This is a genomic window from Arthrobacter sp. ZGTC131, assembly GCF_002929275.1.
GTDB lineage: Bacteria > Actinomycetota > Actinomycetes > Actinomycetales > Micrococcaceae > Arthrobacter.
On record NZ_PJIK01000003.1, the window covers coordinates 331,924 to 349,407 of the forward strand.

Below are 17,484 nucleotides of genomic sequence, written 5' to 3' on the forward strand. Positions count from 1 at the left end.
CCGACGTACAGAAGCCCGGAAGGATCAGTCCTCCGCGAAGTCCGCGGCGAGGCGGATGTGGTTGTCCGCCAGCCACTCCGGGTTGAAGGCCTTGCTGAGGTAGTTGCTGCCGGTATCGGGGGCTATCGCCACCACCACGGATCCGTGCGGCGCTGCCCGCGCCACCCGGAGGGCGGCAGCCACGGTCAGCCCGGAGGACGGCCCGAGGGACAGCCCTTCCTCATTGAGTAGCCGGTGCACGGTGGTGTACACCTCGTCATTGGGGATGCGCAGGAACCGGTCCAGCAGGCTGCGGTCAAAGACCTTCGGCCAGTCCGGCTTGGGCCAAGAATTGCCCACGCCGTCCACCAGGATCTGGCCGGGATGACCGCCGCTGTAGACCGAACCGTACGGGTCAGCGCCGATCACCTCCACATGCCCGGCCGATTTCTCCTTCAGGTACCGGCCGTTCCCGGTGATGGTGCCCCCGGTTCCCACTCCCGCCACGAAGTGCGTCACCCTCCCTGCCGTCTGCTCCCAGATCTCCGGCGCGGTCCCTTCGTAGTGCGCCTGCGGATTGGCGGGGTTGTCGAACTGCAGGGGCCGCCAAGCTCCCGGCGTTTCCGCCGTGATCCGCGCAGCCACAGCCCTCGCGTTGGCGGGCGAATCCGAGGGCGCGGTCCAGTCCGTGAACACCACGCGGGCACCGTAGCGGTGCAGCAGTTCCAGCTTTTCGGAGGAAATCGAGTCTCCGGTCACCACCACTACCGGGTGGCCGGTCAGCGCCCCGATCAGCGCCAGTCCGATCCCGGTGTTGCCGGACGTGCTCTCCACGATGGTTCCGCCCGGCTGCAGCTGTCCGCTGCGCTCGGCCGCACGGACCATGCTCAGCGCGGTCCGGTCCTTGATGGAGCCGCCCGGATTCTCCGATTCCAGCTTCACGAACACCGTGCTGCCGAGCCCCCTGCTGAGCACTTCCAGGGGCACCAGGGGCGTGTGGCCCACCTGCGCCAGGACAGCCCCGGCGTCGGCCGACAGGTCCACCGCTGGCGCCGCATGCCTGGCCGCCCGTTGCCTGCCCGTCACGGTGCTCATGCCTCTCCTTCCGCATCATCGTCGTCGGCCAAGGCTTGCGTCCGCAGCTCCGGCAGCCCGGCCAGCAGCTCCCGCAGCCCCGCCCGGGCCCGGTCAACCAGTACCGCCGCCGGCAGCTGGCCTGCCAGTAGCACGGATAGATGGTCGACGACGGCACCGGTCCCCTTGCCGAGCGGCCTCGCCCCGGCGGCGGACTCGCTTCCTCCGGCTTCCGCGCCCTGCGCCTCGGCCAGGAGGTAAGTGGCCGTCAGCGCCTCGATGGTGAGCAGCTTCCCAGCGGCTTCCACCGCGCGTTCCAGCTGCTGGAGGGCCAGCGGTGCCAGCGTGGAGTGGTCCTCCACGTCGGCGGAAAGTGTCGGGGCGCCGAGCGTGGCCGGGGCAGCGAGGAACTTCAGCTCGGCCAGCAGCCCCGCGGCCGAATACCAGAGCAGGCCCGGGAGGTCCTCGGACGCCAGCGGAGTCCCGCTCCGCGCGGCCTCCAGGTTGAGCTGCCGGATGAGCCGCTGCGGCGGATAGAGCTTGGCAATCCGCCGCTCGCTGCTGATTCCCACGTGTGCCAGTCCCAGCCGCAGCGCCTCGAAGGCAAGGGCGAGCTGCATCGGCTGGAAGTTCCCGCCCGAGATCATCCGGCCGGACACCAGGTCCGTCATCGGGTTGTCGCCGCGGCCGTTGAGCTCCACCTCCAGCGCCTCGGCCAGCGCGGTGACCTGGGCCCGGAAGGCGCCGTGTGTCTGCGGCGCGGCCCGGAAGGACAGGGCGTCCTGCACGGACACAGCGCGCCGGGGGTCCTCCAGCCAGCCGCCGCGCAGCAGGCGCCGGACCTTCGCGGCCGAGACCCTCTGGCCGTCCACGGCCTTGGCCGCCTGCACCGCCGGCGAAAACGGGCTGAGGTTCCCGCCGCCGTCGTACCTTGCCGTCGCCTCCAGGGATAACGCGAGCGCGGTGTCCGCGAGGTCCGCCAACTGCAGGAGCCGGCCCAATTCGAGCGCGCCCGCGCCGATCGAGTACGCGTTGGCGCTGACCAGGGCGAGGGCCTCTGCCGGCGCGAGGACCAGCGGCTCCAGCCCGGCCCGGGAGAGGGCCTCGGCGCCGGCCACGACGGTGCCATCGGCCGCGAGCGCCTGCCCTTCCCCGATGGCGACGGCGGCCACGGCGGCCAGCTGGGTCAGGTCCGAAGAGCCCACGGAGCCGTCGCGCGGAATGGCCGGAACCACTCCCCTGTTGAGCAGCCCGGCGTAGAACCTGGCCGTGTCCGGGCGCACTCCCGAGCCGCCGCGGGTGAAGCCGATGAGCCTGGCCAGGATCACGGCGCGCACCTCGTCGGGGGCCAGCAGCGCTCCCACGCCGCTGTGGTGGTACCGGATCACCTGGATCTGGTAATCAAGGATGGACTCCGCCTCGACGGCAGTGTCCCGGCCGGAGCCGAGCAGCGTGTTGAGTCCGTACACTCTGTGGCCGGAGTCGATGGCCGCCTGGACCACGTCGCGCGACATACCCATCAAGTCGAGGGCGTCTGCGCTCAGGACCACCTCAATCCCCGGATCTGCCGCGGCCCTCGCCACTTCCTCGGCCCGGATGTGCGCCGTGCCGATCAGGAAGGCTCCCCGCCGGGTTCCCGGCTGGAGGCCTTCGGCTGCCTTGGCCCCGTCCATGGCGCTAAAAGTCCAGCAGGTTCCGGCGGAACCCGCCGTCGCCGTAGCTTGTCCGCAGCAGCCCCCGGCGGCGCAGCACCGGCGCCAGCTTGTCCAGCACACCGTGCACGGTGGCGGGGTCCACGAATCCGGAGAACAGAAAGCCGTCCCCGCCCACCGCCGCCCCGGTCTCCTCCAGGTGGTCGGCGATGTCCTCGGCCGTGCCGATGATGCTGTCGCCGGCGCCGCCGCTCCTGGCATGCAGGAGCTGTCGCAGCGTGGAACCGGGCGGACCGGCCTTGGCGAAGTGGTCCAGCGTGCCCTGGTTGCTGTTGGTCCTGAGCTCCGGGAGGGGCTCGTCCAGATCGAACTGCTTGAAGTCGATCACGGAAAGATAGGAGATGGAGTTCAGCTGGCTGTCGATGTCCCGCTGCGTGAGTTCCCGCCGCGCGGCCCGGAGCTCGTCCGCCTCCGCCCGGGATCCCACCACGGTGGGCTTGAGGACAAAGAGGACCTTGACGTCGTCGGGGTTCCGGCCGGCGGCTGCCGCCTCTGAGCGGATCGAGTCACGGTAGGCCTTCATCCCGTCGGTGCCGCGGGCAAGGGCAATGGCAACGTCCGCGTTGCCCCCGGCGAACGCCTTGCCGCGCGGGGAGGCACCGGCCTGCACCAGCACGGGCTCCTCCGGCAGCGGTGCCGTGTTCAGCGGGCCGCGGACCTTGAAGAACTCGCCATTGTGGTGGATGGGCCTGACCTTGGTGTGGTCCGCGAAGATGCCGGCGCCGGTGTCCTCAATAATCGCGTCGGGTTCCCAGCTGCGCCAGAGGTTGCGCACAACGTTCACAAATTCCTCGGCCTTCTCATACCGGAGGTCGTGTTCGATCTGCTGGTCCAGGCCGTAGTTCTGCGCGGCGAGGTCGCTGCCCGAGGTCACCACGTTCCAGCCGAGCTGCCCGTTGGAGAAGTGCTGCAGCGTGGCCAGGAGCCGGGCCGCAGTAAAGGGCGGGTAGAAGGATGCGCTGACGGTGGGCACAATCCCGAGGTGTTCCGTGGCGGAGAGCAGGTACGGCACCAGCGCGAGCGGATCATGCTTCGGCGCGAAGGACGCCTGGGCCAGACTCACCTCGGCGCTGCCGCCGTATGTATCCGGGACGGTGAGCGAATCCTCGATGATGAACAGGTCCAGGCCCGCCCGCTCGAACTCGCGCACGGCATGCTGGTACAGCGCGGGTTTCTTCCAGTCGTACCCGACCCCGTAGCCCGGCGTCCCCCAGCCCTGGACTCCAAAGCCATGGCCCACAAACCATCCAAAGTGCAGCATGGGACTGACTGTATTGCCGCTCGACTCGTTCACGCTTGCCTGGTTTCATCCGGCGTTACGGTGGTTCATCTCCCGTCATTATCCCCCCGGCCCGCGGCTTTGCAACCGGACTTCCGGGGCCCCAGCGTTACGCAACATGACGGTGACGGCGGTGCGCGCCGCCGTCGTCGGTGTTACGTTTTTGGGGAGTAATGAGAACCGGCGCCAAGCCCTGACTGGCCGGTCGGCAACCCTCCCTTTCGCGGCGGGGTGCCTCAGGTGAATACTCGGCATATCGACCACTTCGAGCTGCAAGCGTGAGAGAAGGAGATCCGTCATGACGGACGCCCCCGCCGGCGTAACCCTGCCGGCCCAGCAGGACAAACCCGAGGAAAAACTGTCCTACCGGCTGATCACGGGCCCGGACGACCGCGCCTTCTGTGAGCGCATCTCCACCGCCCTGGCAGAGGGGTACGTGCTGCACGGCAGCCCCGCCGCCGCGTACAACGGCATCAACGTGATCGTGGCGCAGGCCCTTGTCCTGCCCGCGGCCATCGCCAGCGCCGACGCCGCCGTGGCCACCGCCGTTGACCGGCTCGATTCGGACGACGACCTCAACGCCGAAGCGTTCGAGGGGCACGCATGAGCTACGCCGGCGACCTCACCCCGCCGGACGCGTGGGCCAAGCTGGAGGAGGGCGCCATTTTGGTGGACGTCCGCACCGAGGGCGAGTGGGCGCACATCGGCATCCCGGACACCAAGGCCACCGAGAACGACCCGCTGTTCATCCAGTGGACTTTCCCCGGCGGCATCCCCAACCGCGACTTCATTGAGCAGCTGAAGCAGCAGGCTCCGGAGGACACCGCGGTGGAGCTCGTGTTCCTGTGCCGCTCGGGCCAGCGCTCCATCGCCGCCGCCATTGCCGCCACGCAGGCGGGCTTCACCGCCTACAACGTCCTGGAGGGCTTCGAGGGCGAGCCCGACCGCTACGGCGAGCGCACCGTCAACGGCTGGAAGAACCGCGGCCTGCCAACGAATCTGGGAAAGAACTAAGTGACCTTCAATCAAGACGCCGCAGGATGGAGCCCGGAGACCCAGGCCGTCCGCGGCGGGCTGGACCGCACCAACTTCCAGGAAACCACGGAGCCCGTGTTCCTGAACTCCGGATTCGTCTACGAATCCGCCGCCGCCGCTGAGCGTGCCTTCACCGGCGAGGACGAACGCTTCGTCTACTCCCGGTACGGCAACCCGTCCGTGGCCACCTTCCAGGAGCGGCTGCGCCTGCTGGAGGGCACTGAGGCATGCTTTGCGACGGCGTCCGGCATGTCCGCCGTGTTCACCGCGCTCGGTGCGCTGCTTGCCGCCGGGGACCGCGTGGTGGCGGCCCGTTCCCTGTTCGGCTCCTGCTTCGTGATCCTCAACGAGATCCTGCCGCGCTGGGGCGTGGAGACGGTGTTCGTCGACGGGCCGGACCTGGAGCAGTGGCGCGAGGCACTTTCGGTTCCAACCACCGCCGTGTTCTTCGAGTCGCCTTCCAACCCCATGCAGGAGATCGTGGACATCGCCGCGGTCAGTGAACTGGCGCATGCCGCCGGGGCCACCGTCGTCGTCGACAACGTCTTTGCCACACCGCTGCTGCAGCGCTGCGGCGAGCTCGGCGCGGACGTGATCGTCTACTCCGGCACCAAGCACATCGACGGCCAGGGCCGGGTGCTGGGCGGCGCCATCCTGGGCACCAAGGAATTCATCGACGGGCCCGTCAAGCAGCTCATGCGCCACACCGGGCCGGCGCTCTCCGCGTTCAACGCCTGGGTGCTCACCAAGGGCCTGGAAACCATGGCCCTGCGCGTGAACCACTCGTCGGCCACCGCCCTGCGCCTCGCCGAATGGCTTGAGGGCCAGCCCGCCGTCAGCTGGGTCAAGTACCCGCTGCTGAAATCCCACCCGCAGTACGACCTCGCCGCCAAGCAGATGAAGGCCGGCGGCACCGTGCTCACGCTGGAACTAGCGACGACGGCCGGCCAGTCGGGCAAGGACGCCGCCTTTGCGCTGCTGGACGCCCTGAAGATCATCGACATCTCCAACAACCTGGGGGATGCCAAGTCCCTCATCACCCACCCCGCCACCACGACGCACCGCGCCATGGGTCCCGAAGGCCGCTCGGCCATCGGCCTCAGCGACGGCGTGGTGCGCCTGTCCGTGGGGCTCGAGGACCCGGAGGACCTGATCCGGGACCTGGAGCAGGCGCTCAAGCAGATCTGAGTGACTGACTTCCGCGGGCTTTATCCCGCGGGCTGAATTCCGGATGGCCGTCAGTCGTCGCGCTGGACGGTGAACACGACATCCACTTCATCTCCGGCGCTGATGCCTGCCGCCGTCCTGACGGTCTTCTTGACCGGGAGCAGGTAAGACCCGCTCTTGCTGTCGGGGAACAGGGATGTCTCCCACCGGTGGCCGGCGATCGACGCCGCCACTTTCACGGAGCCGAAGCCCTTCCGGAAGGCGGCCGACTCCTCGCGGACCTCGTCGGCCAGGTCCTCCGGCAGCGTAAGGAAGTGCCAGCCGGAGTCCCCCGGGTAGAGCCACAATTCGGCCCGGAACGCATACGAGGTGGTCACGAGATGAGTATCGCACGGCGTCATCCCGGGAAATCAGTTTTACTTAGGTAAGCCTTAACTAATAACATCTTCCGGGTGACCACACAGCTTGATTTCGAGCGGGTGTCCTTTGCCTCGGATCTTGCGAGCCACGGGGACAGGCCCGCCATCCTTGCCGACGACTTCGCCCTGACCTACCGGGAACTCGCCGACCGCGTCGACGCCCTCGCGCTCCGGCTCGGCACCGTGCGGCGTCTGGTGGCGCTGACCGCCGCCAACGACGTCGATTCCCTGGTTGCCTACCTGGCGGCCCTGGTGTCCGGCCACCCGCTGATCCTCGTCCCGGAGGACAAGCCCGCCGCCCTGGACTCCGTCATCGCGGCCTACGACCCCGACGTCATTCTGCGCTCCGGGGACGGGGAGGCCGAGTTGGAGGAACGCCGCCCCGGCACCCGGCACGAGCTGCACCCGGACCTTGCGCTCATGCTCAGCACCTCCGGCTCCACGGGCTCCCCCAAGCTGGTGCGCCTGTCCCACGCCAACCTGCAGTCCAACGCCGAGTCCATTGCCGAGTATTTGAGTATTGGCCCGGATGACCGCGCGGCCACGACCCTGCCGATGTCCTACTGTTACGGGCTGTCCGTGATCAACAGCCACCTGCTCCGCGGGGCCGGCCTGGTGCTCACGGACCTGTCCGTCGTTGATCCGTGCTTCTGGGACTTGTTCCGCAGCCGCAGGGCAACGGCATTCGCGGCCGTTCCCTACACCTTCGAGCTGCTGGACCGGGTGGGATTCGCCGAGATGGAACTCCCGAGCCTGCGCTACGTGACCCAGGCCGGCGGCCGGCTCGCCCCGGAGATGGTGCAAAGCTACGCCGGGCTCGGACGCCGGCGCGGCTGGGAACTCTTTGTGATGTACGGCCAGACCGAGGCCACGGCCCGGATGGCGTACCTGCCGCCCGATCTGGCGGCCACCGTGCCCGGATCCATCGGCATTCCCGTGCCCGGCGGAGCGTTCCGCATCGACCCCGTACCCGGCCTGGACGACGGCGAGCTGGTGTACACGGGGCCCAACGTGATGCTGGGCTACGCCGAGCGCCCGGCGGATCTCGCCGCCGGCAGGACCATCAGCGAACTCCGCACCGGCGACCTCGCCCGGAAGCATCCCGCAGGCGTCTACGAGGTGGTGGGCCGGCGCAGCCGGTTCGTCAAGATCGTGGGACTGCGGGTGGACCTCGGGCAGGTGGAACGGATCCTGGCCGACCTCGGCGTGCACGCGGCGAGCGCCGGCACCGACCAGGGCCTCGTCGTCGCCGTCGAAGGCGACCACGACACGCAGCTGCTGGGCAAGGTCCTCGCGCAGGGAATCGGGCTGCCACGGGCGGCCCTTGAGCTGCACGCCGTCGAGCATCTCCCCCGCCTGGCCACCGGCAAGGTGGACTACCCGGCGGTTCTCGCTCTGTCCGGAAGCAACGTGGGCGGCAGCAGCGCGTCCCGCCCGGACCCGTCACGCCCCGTGCCGGCCGACGGCTCCGTGCCGGCGGACGGCTCGCACGTGTCCGCCGCCGGGCCTGACAACGTCCGCAGGATCTTCCAGGACACCCTGGAGGTCACGGACGTCGCGGACGGCGATACTTTCGTCTCGCTGGGCGGAGACTCACTGTCCTACGTGGCGGCGTCCGTCAGGCTCGAACAGGCCTTGGGGCACCTCCCGCAGGATTGGCACATCACACCCGTGCGGGACCTGGAACCGCGACGGCGGGACGTGCCGGCTCGCAGGATGCGGCGGTTCATCGCACCGCTCGAAACCAGCATCGTGCTGAGGGCCGTGGCGATCGTACTGATCGTCAGCACGCACGTCGGATTCTTCAGCTGGCAGGGCACGGCGCATGTGCTCATGGCCGTGGCCGGCTACAACTTCGCCCGATTCCAGCTCTCCGGGGAACGGCTTCCCCGGCTCCGGCGGCAGCTTGCGAGCCTCGCCAAGGTGGTGGTCCCCAGCATGGCGTTCATCGCGTTCGCCTACCTCGTGACGGACAGATACAGCCTCGCCAACATCGTGCTCCTCAACGCCGTCATCGGGCCGGAGGCGGTGACCACCCAGTGGCACTTCTGGTTCATTGAGGTGCTGGTCTACCTGCTCGCGGCCATGACCGCCCTGCTCGCGATTCCCTGGGTGCACCGCGCAGAGCGGCGCTTCCCGCTCCTGTTCCCGCTCGCCATCACCGGGGCAGGCCTGCTCACCCGGTACGACCTGGTTGATCCCGGCGTGCCGCACACCGCGCCCGCCCTGTGGCTGTTCGGGCTGGGGTGGGCGATCGCGCGGTGCCGGACCGTGGCCCAGCGCTGCGTCGTGTCTGTCCTCGCCGCCGTGACAGTTCCGGGGTTCTTCGAGAACACCACCCGGGAACTGACGGTGGTCGCCGGGATACTGCTGCTTATCTGGCTGCCGACGCTGCCGGTGCCAAGGGTCTTCCGCCGCCTGACCGTGCTGCTGGCCAGCGCCTCGCTCTACGCCTACCTGGTCCACTGGGTGGTCTACCCGCCGCTGGCCGGGATCAGCCCAGCGCTGGCCGTGGCGGCATCGCTTGCCGCCGGCGTGGCCTACTGGGCGGTGTGCATGCGGGTGATGACCGCAGTGAGCCGGTGGAAGATTAGCCGGCGCCGGGAACGTTCCGGCAGGGCTCAGACTGCCTGAAGCTCCCGGAACGCCGGCAGGCCACGCGATGCCACCGCCGAGACCAGCATGGAACCTGCAGCCATCACCGGGTCGATGACCGGAATCCCGAGCCTGCTCCGCAGGACGTCCGCCATGCCGATGCTCGTCAGCCCGGTGCTTGCCTCCACGATGACGTCCGCGCCGGCGTCCACCAGCATATGGGCGGCAGCGAGGGCGTCGAAGATTCCCGTCGGCAGCAGGAAACCCTCGGGGGTCTCCACGCTCTCCGGTCCGTCGATCAGCAGCATCCGCTCCCCGAGGGCATCCGCGATGGGTCCCGGCACCGAGTGTTTCAGGCCCAGCACGCCCACCCGGCCACCGAACGAGAGCGCCGCGGCAGCCGCAGCGGAACCGGCACCGATCACCGGAATCTTCACCAGGCCGCGCACCTCCGCCAGGCCGGGATCGGCGGCGCAGCTGACAATCAGGGCATCAACGCCGCCGGCCATGTCGAGCGCCAGTTCCACCACGTTCGGGACGGCGCGCTGCAGCGACTCCGCGTCATAGACTCCCGACGGCTGGTCCGGGATGCACCGCGAGGTCACGTCGAAGCCGAAGGTTTCCCGCAGCAGCTTTCCGTGGGAGTTGAGCAGACGCCGGTCCGACGTCGTCAAGACCCGGATGATTCCTACGCGCATGGTTCATGCCTTCCCCGAGCGGATCGTTTGGTTCCACCGTAGCCAGCCAATATTTCGGCAGGTTTACCGCCAAATGACCATCGGAAACATCCCCGTGCCTCAGCGCGAACGGACAGTTGAGGCCCCGCCTCCCCCACGCCTCCACCGCGCGAACTGGCAGGTAATGCCCGCTTTCCCGCGTTTTGAGGGCATTACCTGCCAGTTCGCGCTGCAGGAAGGGGCTGAAGTGTCCGTTCGCTGGTGGAAGGTGCTGAAGCGGCCGTTCGCGCCTGGGTGACGCCGATCAGGACTGGCGGACGCGCAGCAGCTCCGGTGCCGGAACAGCGTCAGGGTCGTCGGCGTCCGCCGTCCCGCGCAGCGTGGCCCGCACGGCATGCGCGACGACGGCCCCCAGCCCGCCGTCGTCGGGCGCCGCCTTTTCCATCACCGTTTCGCGGACGCTTCGCTGCTCCGCAGCGCCGGTACCGCGGGCGATGATCTCCTCGACGCCCTGCCTGGCGAGCTCGAGCTCACCGCTCTCGGCCAGGACCGGCTCGAGGAAGTCAACCAGCGAGCTCACTACGTCGGCGGCGGGCGCGGGCCTGAAGCTGCCGAAATCCAGCAGCTCCCCGCGCAGGCCGAAGTTGCTCGCCTGCCATGCGGCCATGCGCAGCAGCACCGTGGGGACGGGGGCGGGCTCCACACCGTCGCGCCATTCCCTGCCCGCGGACTCCACCAGCGCGCGCACCAGGACGGCGATCAGCGCGGCGTCCTCGGCCCGGAGGCACACGTCCGCCACGCGCACTTCCACCGTGGGATGGTTCCGGGAGAGTCGGGCGTCAAAGTAGATCATGCCTTCGTCCAGCACCACGCCGCTGTCCAGCAGCCGGGTCACCACGCGCCGGTAGGAGGACAGGCTGCCGTAGATGGCGGACGGGCCCGACGACGGCCAGCGGTTCCACGCTTGCGTCCGGTAGCTCTCGAACCCGGTTTCCACGCCGTTCCAGAAGGGGGAGTTGGCGCTGAGCGCGATCAGGACCGCCAGCTTGTCCCGGATCCGGTCCAGGACGGCAACCCCTTCGTCCGGGGATTCGATGTACGTGTGGACGTGGAAGCCGCAGGTCAGCTGTTCCTGGGCCGTCAGCCCAAACCGCTCCAGCATTTTGGCGTAGCGCGGGTCCGGCGTGGTGTGGCTGGAGAGCGCCAGCGGCGACGTGGCCAGAGCGGCCACGCGAGCGCCCTGCCGCCGGGCGGCTTCATCCGCCATGGCCCGGCCGGCGCGGATCTGGCGCAGCAGTTCCGCACGGTCCAGGCATGGGCGGGTTTGCGTCTCAATCTGCTCGAGCTTGAGTTCGGCGCTCAACCCCATCTCGTCGTCGCCGACTGTTACGCTGCCCTGCTTCTGCAGCAGGCGGGGCTTGTACGGGGCGTCGTCGGCGGCGAGCTTGCGGCCGGCCAGCAGCGCATCGGCGAGCGCAAGCGGCTCACCGGTGGCCGGGTCCACGATCAGCAGTTCTTCCTCGACCCCAAAAGTCCGCATGCCTACATTGTGCGCCAGGCCAGCCAAAACGTCCCGGACATGACGAAGCGCGAACCGGCAGATAACGGCCTCAAATCCGTTCGGAGGGGTCGTTATCTGCCGGTTCGCGCGTGGACGGCGGGGCTCAAGGATCCGTTCGCGCTTGGAGGTTAGTCCTGGAAGTACTCGATCTTGGCGCCGATGGTGTTGAGCCGCTCGGCCAGGTCCTCGTAGCCGCGCTCAATCACGTAGATGTTGCGCAGTTCGGACACTCCCCGCGCCGCGAGCATGGCCAGGAGCAGGCAGGCGGCCGGGCGGAGGGCGGGCGGGCAGCCCACTTCGGCGGCGCGCCACCGGGTGGGGCCGTTGACGTAGATGCGGTGCGGGTCCAGCAGCTGCACCCGGGCGCCCAGCTTGTTGAGCTCCGTGAGGTAGATGGCGCGGTTCTCGTAGACCCAGTCGTGGATCATGGTCTGGCCCTCCGCGTTGCCGGCAATGACGGCGAAAAACGGCAGGTTATCGATGTTCAGGCCCGGGAACGGCATGGGGTGGATCTTGTCCTCCGGCGCGCGCAGCTCGGAGGGCTTGGTGGTCACGTCCACCAGCCTGGTGCGGCCGTTGCGGGCCATGTACTCACCGGACACCTCCAGCTCCTGGCCCATCTGCCCCAGCGTGGCGAGCTCGATTTCCATGAACTCGATGGGGACCCGGCGGATGGTCACCTCGGAATTGGTCACGACGCCGGCGGTGATGAGGCTCATCGCCTCGATCGGGTCCTCGGACGGGAAGTATTCGATGTCGACGTTGATGGACGGCTTGCCGGTGATCTTCAGCGTTGTGGTGCCCACGCCGTCGATCTCCACACCCAGACTCTGCAGATAGAAGCAGAGGTCCTGCACCATGTAGTTGGGGCTGGCGTTGCGGATGATGGTGGTGCCGGAGCGCTGGGCCGCAGCCATGATGGCGTTTTCCGTCACCGTGTCCCCGCGCTCTGTCAGGACGAAGGACCGGTCCAGGGCGTCCGACGCCGGCGCCTGCACTGTGTAGAAGCCGGCCGTGGCCTCCACCGACAGTCCGAACTGGCGCAGCGCCTGCATGTGCGGCTCCACGGTGCGCGTTCCCAGGTCGCAGCCGCCGGCGTAAGGAAGACGGTATTCGGCGGTTTGGTCCAGCAGCGGCCCGAGGAGCATGATCACGCTGCGGGTCCGGCGCGCGGCCTCGACGTCCATGGACTCAAGGTCCAGGTCTGCGGGGCGGCGGAGCTGGAGATCGTTGTCGTTGAGCCAAGTGCACTCGACGCCGATGCTGGTCAGGACCTCGACGATCCGGTTGACCTCCTCGATCCTGGCCAGCCGGCGCAGCGTGGTGGTGCCGCGGTTGATGAGGCTGGCGCACAGCAACGCCACTCCGGCGTTCTTGCTCGTGTTGACATCAACGGAACCGGAGAGCGTCCGGCCCCCTTCCACACGGAGGTGGGTCATCTGGGACTTGCCCAGTTGGACGATGCTCCGGCCGAAGATCGCTTCGAGGCGCTGGATCATTTTCAGGCTCAGGTTTTGTTTGCCCTGCTCCATCCGGGCCACCGCGCTCTGGCTGGTCCCGAGCTCGGCGGCAAGCTGCCCCTGGGTCCAGCCTTTCTGCCCGCGGGCATCGCGGAGCATGAGGCCTACTTGTTCAGCAGTCTGTTGTGTCATGTCCAAAAAATATCACCAATGATGTTTTTTCGCATGAGAAACGCCGAAAGTGCCTGAAACGTCACATTCATACCCGTTCCATGCGATACCCGTGATCCTACCGTTACTTCGCCCCCGCAGGCGACAGCGCGGGTCCGCGGCATCCGCACGTTTCGGTTCGGCGGACCAGGAGGCCTTGACCGGGGAGCGTATCGGGAGCAAGCTAGCGCTACCGGCTGCGGCCGGTTGGAGGTACAGGAGGCCGTCTTGTCCATCTTCAGCTCCGCGGCGTTCAGCAAGAAGCGCCCTTCCCGGCAGCAGACATCCGTGATGCTGTCCGTCGTGATTACGACCGCCCTGGGCCTGGTGCCAGGGCCCCGCGTGGACGGTGCTCCGGCACCGGCGCCGAAGGCTTCCGCCTCCCAGCCGGCCACTGCCCGGCCGACCGCAGCACCGGCTCCCACACCCTCGCCCGGCGCCGAGCCGACCGGTGCCCAGCCGTCCAGAGGCGGCGGGGTCCTGTTGGGCAACGACGTCTCTTGGCCGCAGTGCAACAAATCCCTGCCCGAGGATCCGGCATTCGCAATAGTCGGCGTCAACAACGGGCGGGCCAACACCACCAACCCCTGCCTGCATCATCAGCTCGACTGGGCGGAGGATTCGCTGGGCGGAACCGGCCAGCCAACGGTGGCCCTGTACGTCAACACCGCGAACCCCGGCACTGCCGGAACCTGGTGGCCCACCAACAATGAGTATGGCGGCAAGACCGTGGCGAACCCATACGGCGAATGCAGGGAGGGTCAGACGGACGCACCGTGCTCCTACATGTACGGCTACGCCAAGGCCTTCGACGACGCCTACCTCCGCAGCATCACCGACCCCGAGGACTACCTGTGGTGGCTTGACGTCGAGACCGGAAACACGTGGTCCGGCGACAAGAACGCTAACCGGGCGGACCTCGAGGGCATGGCGGATTTCTTCCACAGCATCGGGGCAAGGGTGGGCATCTACTCCACGGGATCCCAGTGGGGGCAGATCGTGGGCCCGGTCACCGCGGACAGCAGCCTTTACGGCCTGCCGAGCTGGCTCGCCGGCGCCCGCACGGTCGCCGGGGCCAAGAACAACTGCGCAGCTGCGCCCCTCACCCCGGGCGGGAAAGTGGTCCTCACCCAGTTCGTTGCCAAGGGCTTCGACTACGACTACTCCTGCATCTAACAGAACACCGGCCGTTAGATTCAGGCAGAGTCGGGGCCTAGGAACCCTGGAGCCACACCATGTTCCAGGTGCCCGCCCACAGCGCGGCGGCCACGGCTCCCCCGGCGATCAGGACGCCGCCCAGCAGCACCCAGATGTCCAGCGCGCTGTACGTTGATTCGCGGGCCCAGGTCCTGCTCTCGCCGCCGAAGCCGCGGGCTTCCATGGTCACCGCCAGGCGGGTCGCACGGCGGATAGCCTGCACCAGCAGCCCGAAGCTCTGCCCCAGGGTGGCGCGGAACCGCTGCCACGGGTTGCCGCGCGACCCCACGCCCCGGGCACGCCGGGCCATGCCGATGGTCTGCCATTCCTCGGCCATCAGCCCCACCAGCCGCATCGCCGCGAGCGTGCCGAGCACGAAGCGGTGCGGCAGCCTCGCCTTCTGCGCCAGAGCATCGGCGAGGTCCGTGGGATCGGTGCAGCTCATCAGCAGCACCGCCGGCAGCGCGATGGCAAGGCCCCGCAGCAGGAAACCCAGCCCCAGCTCCAGGGAACCTTCGCTCATGGACCAGAGTCCGACGTCGAGCAGAACCTTGCCGCTGTCCGGCGCCAGGATGGAGGTGCTCCAGCCGCCCACGGCGGCCGCGAGGATCAGCGGCCAGCCGCGCTGCCAGAGCCGCGTGAACGTCAGCCCGGCGAGCGGGAACAGCAGCAGTTCGCACACCAGCGCCACGGACGCGGACATCCAGTCGATGGACAGCGCCAGGACCAGCGTGATGAGGAAGACCGCAGCGAATTTGGCCAGCGGGTTGGCCCGGGTCAGCACGGCCTGGTTGCCGGATAGTGTCAGCGCGTCCCTCATGGCGCGGCCTGTTCAGGGGCCCTGAGTTCCTGGCTGCCTAGCCGCAGCTCGGTGCCGCCCAGGACGTGGGTGAACTCCTCGTCGTGCGTCACGGACACCACAGCCGTGCCGGCGTCGAGCAGTTCGGACAGGAAAGAGGCGAGCTCGGCCCAGGTGTTGGCGTCCTGGCCGAACGTCGGCTCGTCGAGGACCAGGACCTGCGGGTGGGCCGCCAGGACGGTGGCCACCGAAAGCCGGCGCTTCTCGCCGCCGGAGAGGGTGTACGGGTTGGCGTCCACGAGGTCGGTCAGGCGGAGCCGCTCCAGCAGCTCGTCGACGCGCTCCTCGCCGTGGCCCAGGTGCTTCGGGCCGAACTGGAGCTCGTCCAGGACCCGCCCCGTGACGAACTGGTGCTCGGGCTCCTGGAACACCGTCCCGATCCTGGCAATCAGCTGCTCGGCCTTCCATTTGTAGGGGTCGATCCCGGCCCCGCGGCTCAGCTCCACCGCAGCGGACACCTTGCCGTCCACGGCCGGAAGGAGGCCGGCGAGGGTCAGCGCGAACGTGGATTTGCCTACCCCGTTTGGCCCGGTGATGGTCAGCGCCTCGCCTGCACGGACCTGCGCCGTGACGTCCCGCAGGACGGGCACGGGCGGGACGGACTTGAAGCCGCGGCGGCGCGGACGATTCCGGGAAACCGCGAGGCGTTCGGCGGCGAGCATCAGCTGGCCGGGGGCAAGGGCCGGCTCCCCGCCGGCGGCACGGTGCGCGTCAGCAGGCAGACCGCCAGGGATCCGCAGCCGCGTGGCCGGAACGTGGCCCGGCACCCAGACGCCGGCGGCGGCGAGCATCCCGCGTGCCTGCTCCAGGACCTGGTCCGGGGGGCCGTCGATCAGCACGGCCGGCTGGGTGGCGGAGCCCGGCTGGAGGACCACGATCCGATCCACGAGGTCCTTCCACACCGCGACCCGGTGCTCCACGACCACCAGCGTGGCGCCCGTCTTGTCGAGGCAGCGCCCCACGGCGTCGCGGACTTCGAGGACGCCGGCCGGGTCGAGGTTCGCTGTGGGCTCGTCCAGCAGGATCAGCCCGGGCCGCATCGCCAGGATGCCGGCCAGCGCAAGGCGCTGTTTTTGCCCGCCGGACAGCGCTGACGTCGGGTGGTCCAGCGGAAGGTGCGCCAGCCCGACGTCGTCCAGCCCCTCGTGCACCCGCGCCCAGATCTGCTCGCGGGGTACCGAGAGGTTCTCCGCGCCGAAAGCGACGTCGTCGCCGAGGCGGGAGAGCACCACCTGGGTTTCGGGGTCCTGCTGCATGAGGCCGGCCCGGCCGCGGCGGGCGCGCGGCGGTTCGCCGTCGATCAGGAGGCTGCCGGTTTCGTCGGCGTCGTCACTGTCGGGAGGGCTGGCGTCGCCCGCTGCGGCGCTACCGGAGGTGCTGTCGCCGAGCACGCCGGCAAGGGCGTGGAGCAGCGTGGATTTGCCGGCGCCGGAGGGCCCCAGGAGCAGGACGCGCTCCCCGGGGCGGATGTCCAGGTCCAGCCCGTTGACCGCGGGCTTCGTGCGGCCGGCGTGGCGCCAGCCCCAGCCGCGGGCGGTGACCGCGGCGGGGCGGACACCGCCGTCGTGAATGGCGGGCATCAGGAGAAGACGGGCTCCGTGGCTGCCTTGCGGGACGCGAACGAGCTCAGTACGCCGGTCTTGGCCAGGCCGCGGGTGGCGATCCAGGACAGGGCGCCGGCAATGATCGCACCGGAGATGGCCGTGAAAATGATGTAAGTGAGCTTGTCACCCGCCGCGTAGGCGATGTTCCAGCCCCACGGCAGGAACGAATCATTCAGGCCGCAGAACAGGCCGGCGCCGGCTCCGGCCAGCAGCGACGCGGGCAGGTTGAATTTCTTGTACATGAAGGCGGCAAACACCAGCTCGGCGCCGAGGCCCTGCAGGATGCCTGAGATGAGCACCGTGGTGCCGTACTGGGATCCCATGATCAGTTCACCGGTGGCGGCAACGGTTTCGCAGAACAGTGCCGCGCCCGGCTTGCGGATGATGAGCATGCCCAGGACCGCCGGGATCATCCAGCCGCCGGCGTAGAGCCCGGAAAGGGGCGGGTAAAACGCGTTGACTGGGGCGGAAATGAGATTGGCTCCCTGGGACCAGGCCCAGAAGATCACACCGCCGGCGACGGCGATCAGTGCCGCCACCACGATGTCCGCCACGCGCCAGTTGTAACCGGTCTTCTTGGTTGCTGCAGTTGTCATCATCGTCCTCCTGAGGAACAGGAGGGGAAAGCGCTCCCCGGCTGCTGGTGGTTGGACCGC

At 68.8% G+C, this 17,484-nt stretch carries 15 protein-coding genes and 1 riboswitch; of the genes, 5 read left to right on the forward strand and 10 right to left on the reverse strand.

Translation table 11 applies throughout. The annotated features are described in order from the left end of the window. Window positions 1–24: 24 nt before the first annotated feature. Genes CXQ90_RS06615 through CXQ90_RS06625 form a run of 3 tightly spaced genes read right to left on the reverse strand, consistent with a single transcriptional unit; the run spans window position 25 to window position 4,026 of the window. A complete protein-coding gene (locus CXQ90_RS06615; RefSeq protein WP_104137862.1) occupies window positions 25–1,074 on the reverse strand; it encodes a PLP-dependent cysteine synthase family protein in 1,050 nt (349 codons plus the stop codon). After that, window positions 1,071–2,726, reverse strand: a complete 1,656-nt coding sequence (locus tag CXQ90_RS06620; RefSeq protein WP_104137864.1) for an aromatic amino acid ammonia-lyase — start codon at window positions 2,724–2,726, stop codon at window positions 1,071–1,073. The genes CXQ90_RS06615 and CXQ90_RS06620 overlap by 4 nt, the downstream gene beginning before the upstream one ends. Before the next feature lie 4 nt (window positions 2,727–2,730). Next, complete coding sequence (locus CXQ90_RS06625; protein ID WP_104137983.1) at window positions 2,731–4,026, reverse strand: NtaA/DmoA family FMN-dependent monooxygenase; 1,296 nt, start codon at window positions 4,024–4,026, stop codon at window positions 2,731–2,733. Between the two features lie 187 nt (window positions 4,027–4,213). Then, window positions 4,214–4,329: riboswitch (SAM riboswitch) on the forward strand. 13 nt (window positions 4,330–4,342) lie between these two features. On the opposite strand from CXQ90_RS06625, the gene CXQ90_RS06630 reads away from it, so the two are divergent. Genes CXQ90_RS06630 through CXQ90_RS06640 form a run of 3 tightly spaced genes read left to right on the forward strand, consistent with a single transcriptional unit; the run spans window position 4,343 to window position 6,267 of the window. Then, the gene (locus CXQ90_RS06630; protein ID WP_104137865.1) at window positions 4,343–4,651 is read left to right on the forward strand and encodes a DUF1737 domain-containing protein; all 309 of its coding nucleotides are present in this window, start codon (window positions 4,343–4,345) and stop codon (window positions 4,649–4,651) included. Next, window positions 4,648–5,058 carry a rhodanese-like domain-containing protein gene (locus CXQ90_RS06635; RefSeq protein WP_104137867.1) on the forward strand — a complete coding sequence of 137 codons (411 nt, stop codon included), beginning with the start codon at window positions 4,648–4,650 and terminating at the stop codon, window positions 5,056–5,058. The genes CXQ90_RS06630 and CXQ90_RS06635 overlap by 4 nt, the downstream gene beginning before the upstream one ends. Then, a complete protein-coding gene (locus CXQ90_RS06640) occupies window positions 5,059–6,267 on the forward strand; it encodes an O-succinylhomoserine sulfhydrylase (protein ID WP_104137868.1) in 1,209 nt (402 codons plus the stop codon). It abuts the gene before it with no gap. Window positions 6,268–6,317: 50 nt separating this feature from the next. Here CXQ90_RS06640 and CXQ90_RS06645 read toward each other — a convergent pair whose 3' ends face one another. Beyond that, the gene (locus tag CXQ90_RS06645) at window positions 6,318–6,623 is read right to left on the reverse strand and encodes a DUF1905 domain-containing protein (protein WP_104137870.1); all 306 of its coding nucleotides are present in this window, start codon (window positions 6,621–6,623) and stop codon (window positions 6,318–6,320) included. Between the two features lie 75 nt (window positions 6,624–6,698). Here CXQ90_RS06645 and CXQ90_RS06650 point away from each other — a divergent pair, with 75 nt between their 5' ends. Continuing rightward, a complete protein-coding gene (locus CXQ90_RS06650; protein WP_104137871.1) occupies window positions 6,699–9,299 on the forward strand; it encodes an AMP-binding protein in 2,601 nt (866 codons plus the stop codon). On the opposite strand, the gene CXQ90_RS06655 is transcribed toward CXQ90_RS06650, so the two are convergent. The 3 genes from CXQ90_RS06655 to CXQ90_RS06670 all read right to left on the reverse strand — a co-directional run bounded on the left by CXQ90_RS06655 (window position 9,287) and on the right by CXQ90_RS06670 (window position 13,150). Then, window positions 9,287–9,958, reverse strand: a complete 672-nt coding sequence (locus tag CXQ90_RS06655) for an aspartate/glutamate racemase family protein (RefSeq protein ID WP_104137873.1) — start codon at window positions 9,956–9,958, stop codon at window positions 9,287–9,289. The genes CXQ90_RS06650 and CXQ90_RS06655 overlap by 13 nt on opposite strands. 283 nt (window positions 9,959–10,241) lie before the next feature. Beyond that, complete coding sequence (locus tag CXQ90_RS06665) at window positions 10,242–11,477, reverse strand: glutamate--cysteine ligase (RefSeq protein WP_104137876.1); 1,236 nt, start codon at window positions 11,475–11,477, stop codon at window positions 10,242–10,244. 149 nt (window positions 11,478–11,626) lie between these two features. After that, window positions 11,627–13,150, reverse strand: coding sequence for a UDP-N-acetylglucosamine 1-carboxyvinyltransferase (locus CXQ90_RS06670; protein ID WP_104137877.1), 1,524 nt, complete (start codon window positions 13,148–13,150; stop codon window positions 11,627–11,629). A 246-nt stretch (window positions 13,151–13,396) separates the two neighbouring features. Between CXQ90_RS06670 and CXQ90_RS06675 the strand changes: the two genes are divergently transcribed. Beyond that, a complete protein-coding gene (locus CXQ90_RS06675; protein WP_104137879.1) occupies window positions 13,397–14,344 on the forward strand; it encodes a hypothetical protein in 948 nt (315 codons plus the stop codon). Window positions 14,345–14,381: 37 nt separating this feature from the next. Here the strand turns inward: CXQ90_RS06675 and CXQ90_RS06680 are convergent, their stop codons facing one another. From CXQ90_RS06680 to CXQ90_RS06690, 3 genes are read right to left on the reverse strand one after another with little or no spacing between them, the layout of a single operon-like run. Further along, complete coding sequence (locus CXQ90_RS06680) at window positions 14,382–15,185, reverse strand: energy-coupling factor transporter transmembrane protein EcfT (RefSeq protein WP_104137880.1); 804 nt, start codon at window positions 15,183–15,185, stop codon at window positions 14,382–14,384. Continuing rightward, the gene (locus tag CXQ90_RS06685) at window positions 15,182–16,804 is read right to left on the reverse strand and encodes an ABC transporter ATP-binding protein (protein WP_104137882.1); all 1,623 of its coding nucleotides are present in this window, start codon (window positions 16,802–16,804) and stop codon (window positions 15,182–15,184) included. Before CXQ90_RS06685 ends, CXQ90_RS06680 begins: the two co-directional genes overlap by 4 nt. Beyond that, window positions 16,804–17,424, reverse strand: a complete 621-nt coding sequence (locus tag CXQ90_RS06690) for an ECF transporter S component (RefSeq protein WP_104137883.1) — start codon at window positions 17,422–17,424, stop codon at window positions 16,804–16,806. The genes CXQ90_RS06685 and CXQ90_RS06690 overlap by 1 nt, the downstream gene beginning before the upstream one ends. Window positions 17,425–17,484: the final 60 nt, after the last annotated feature.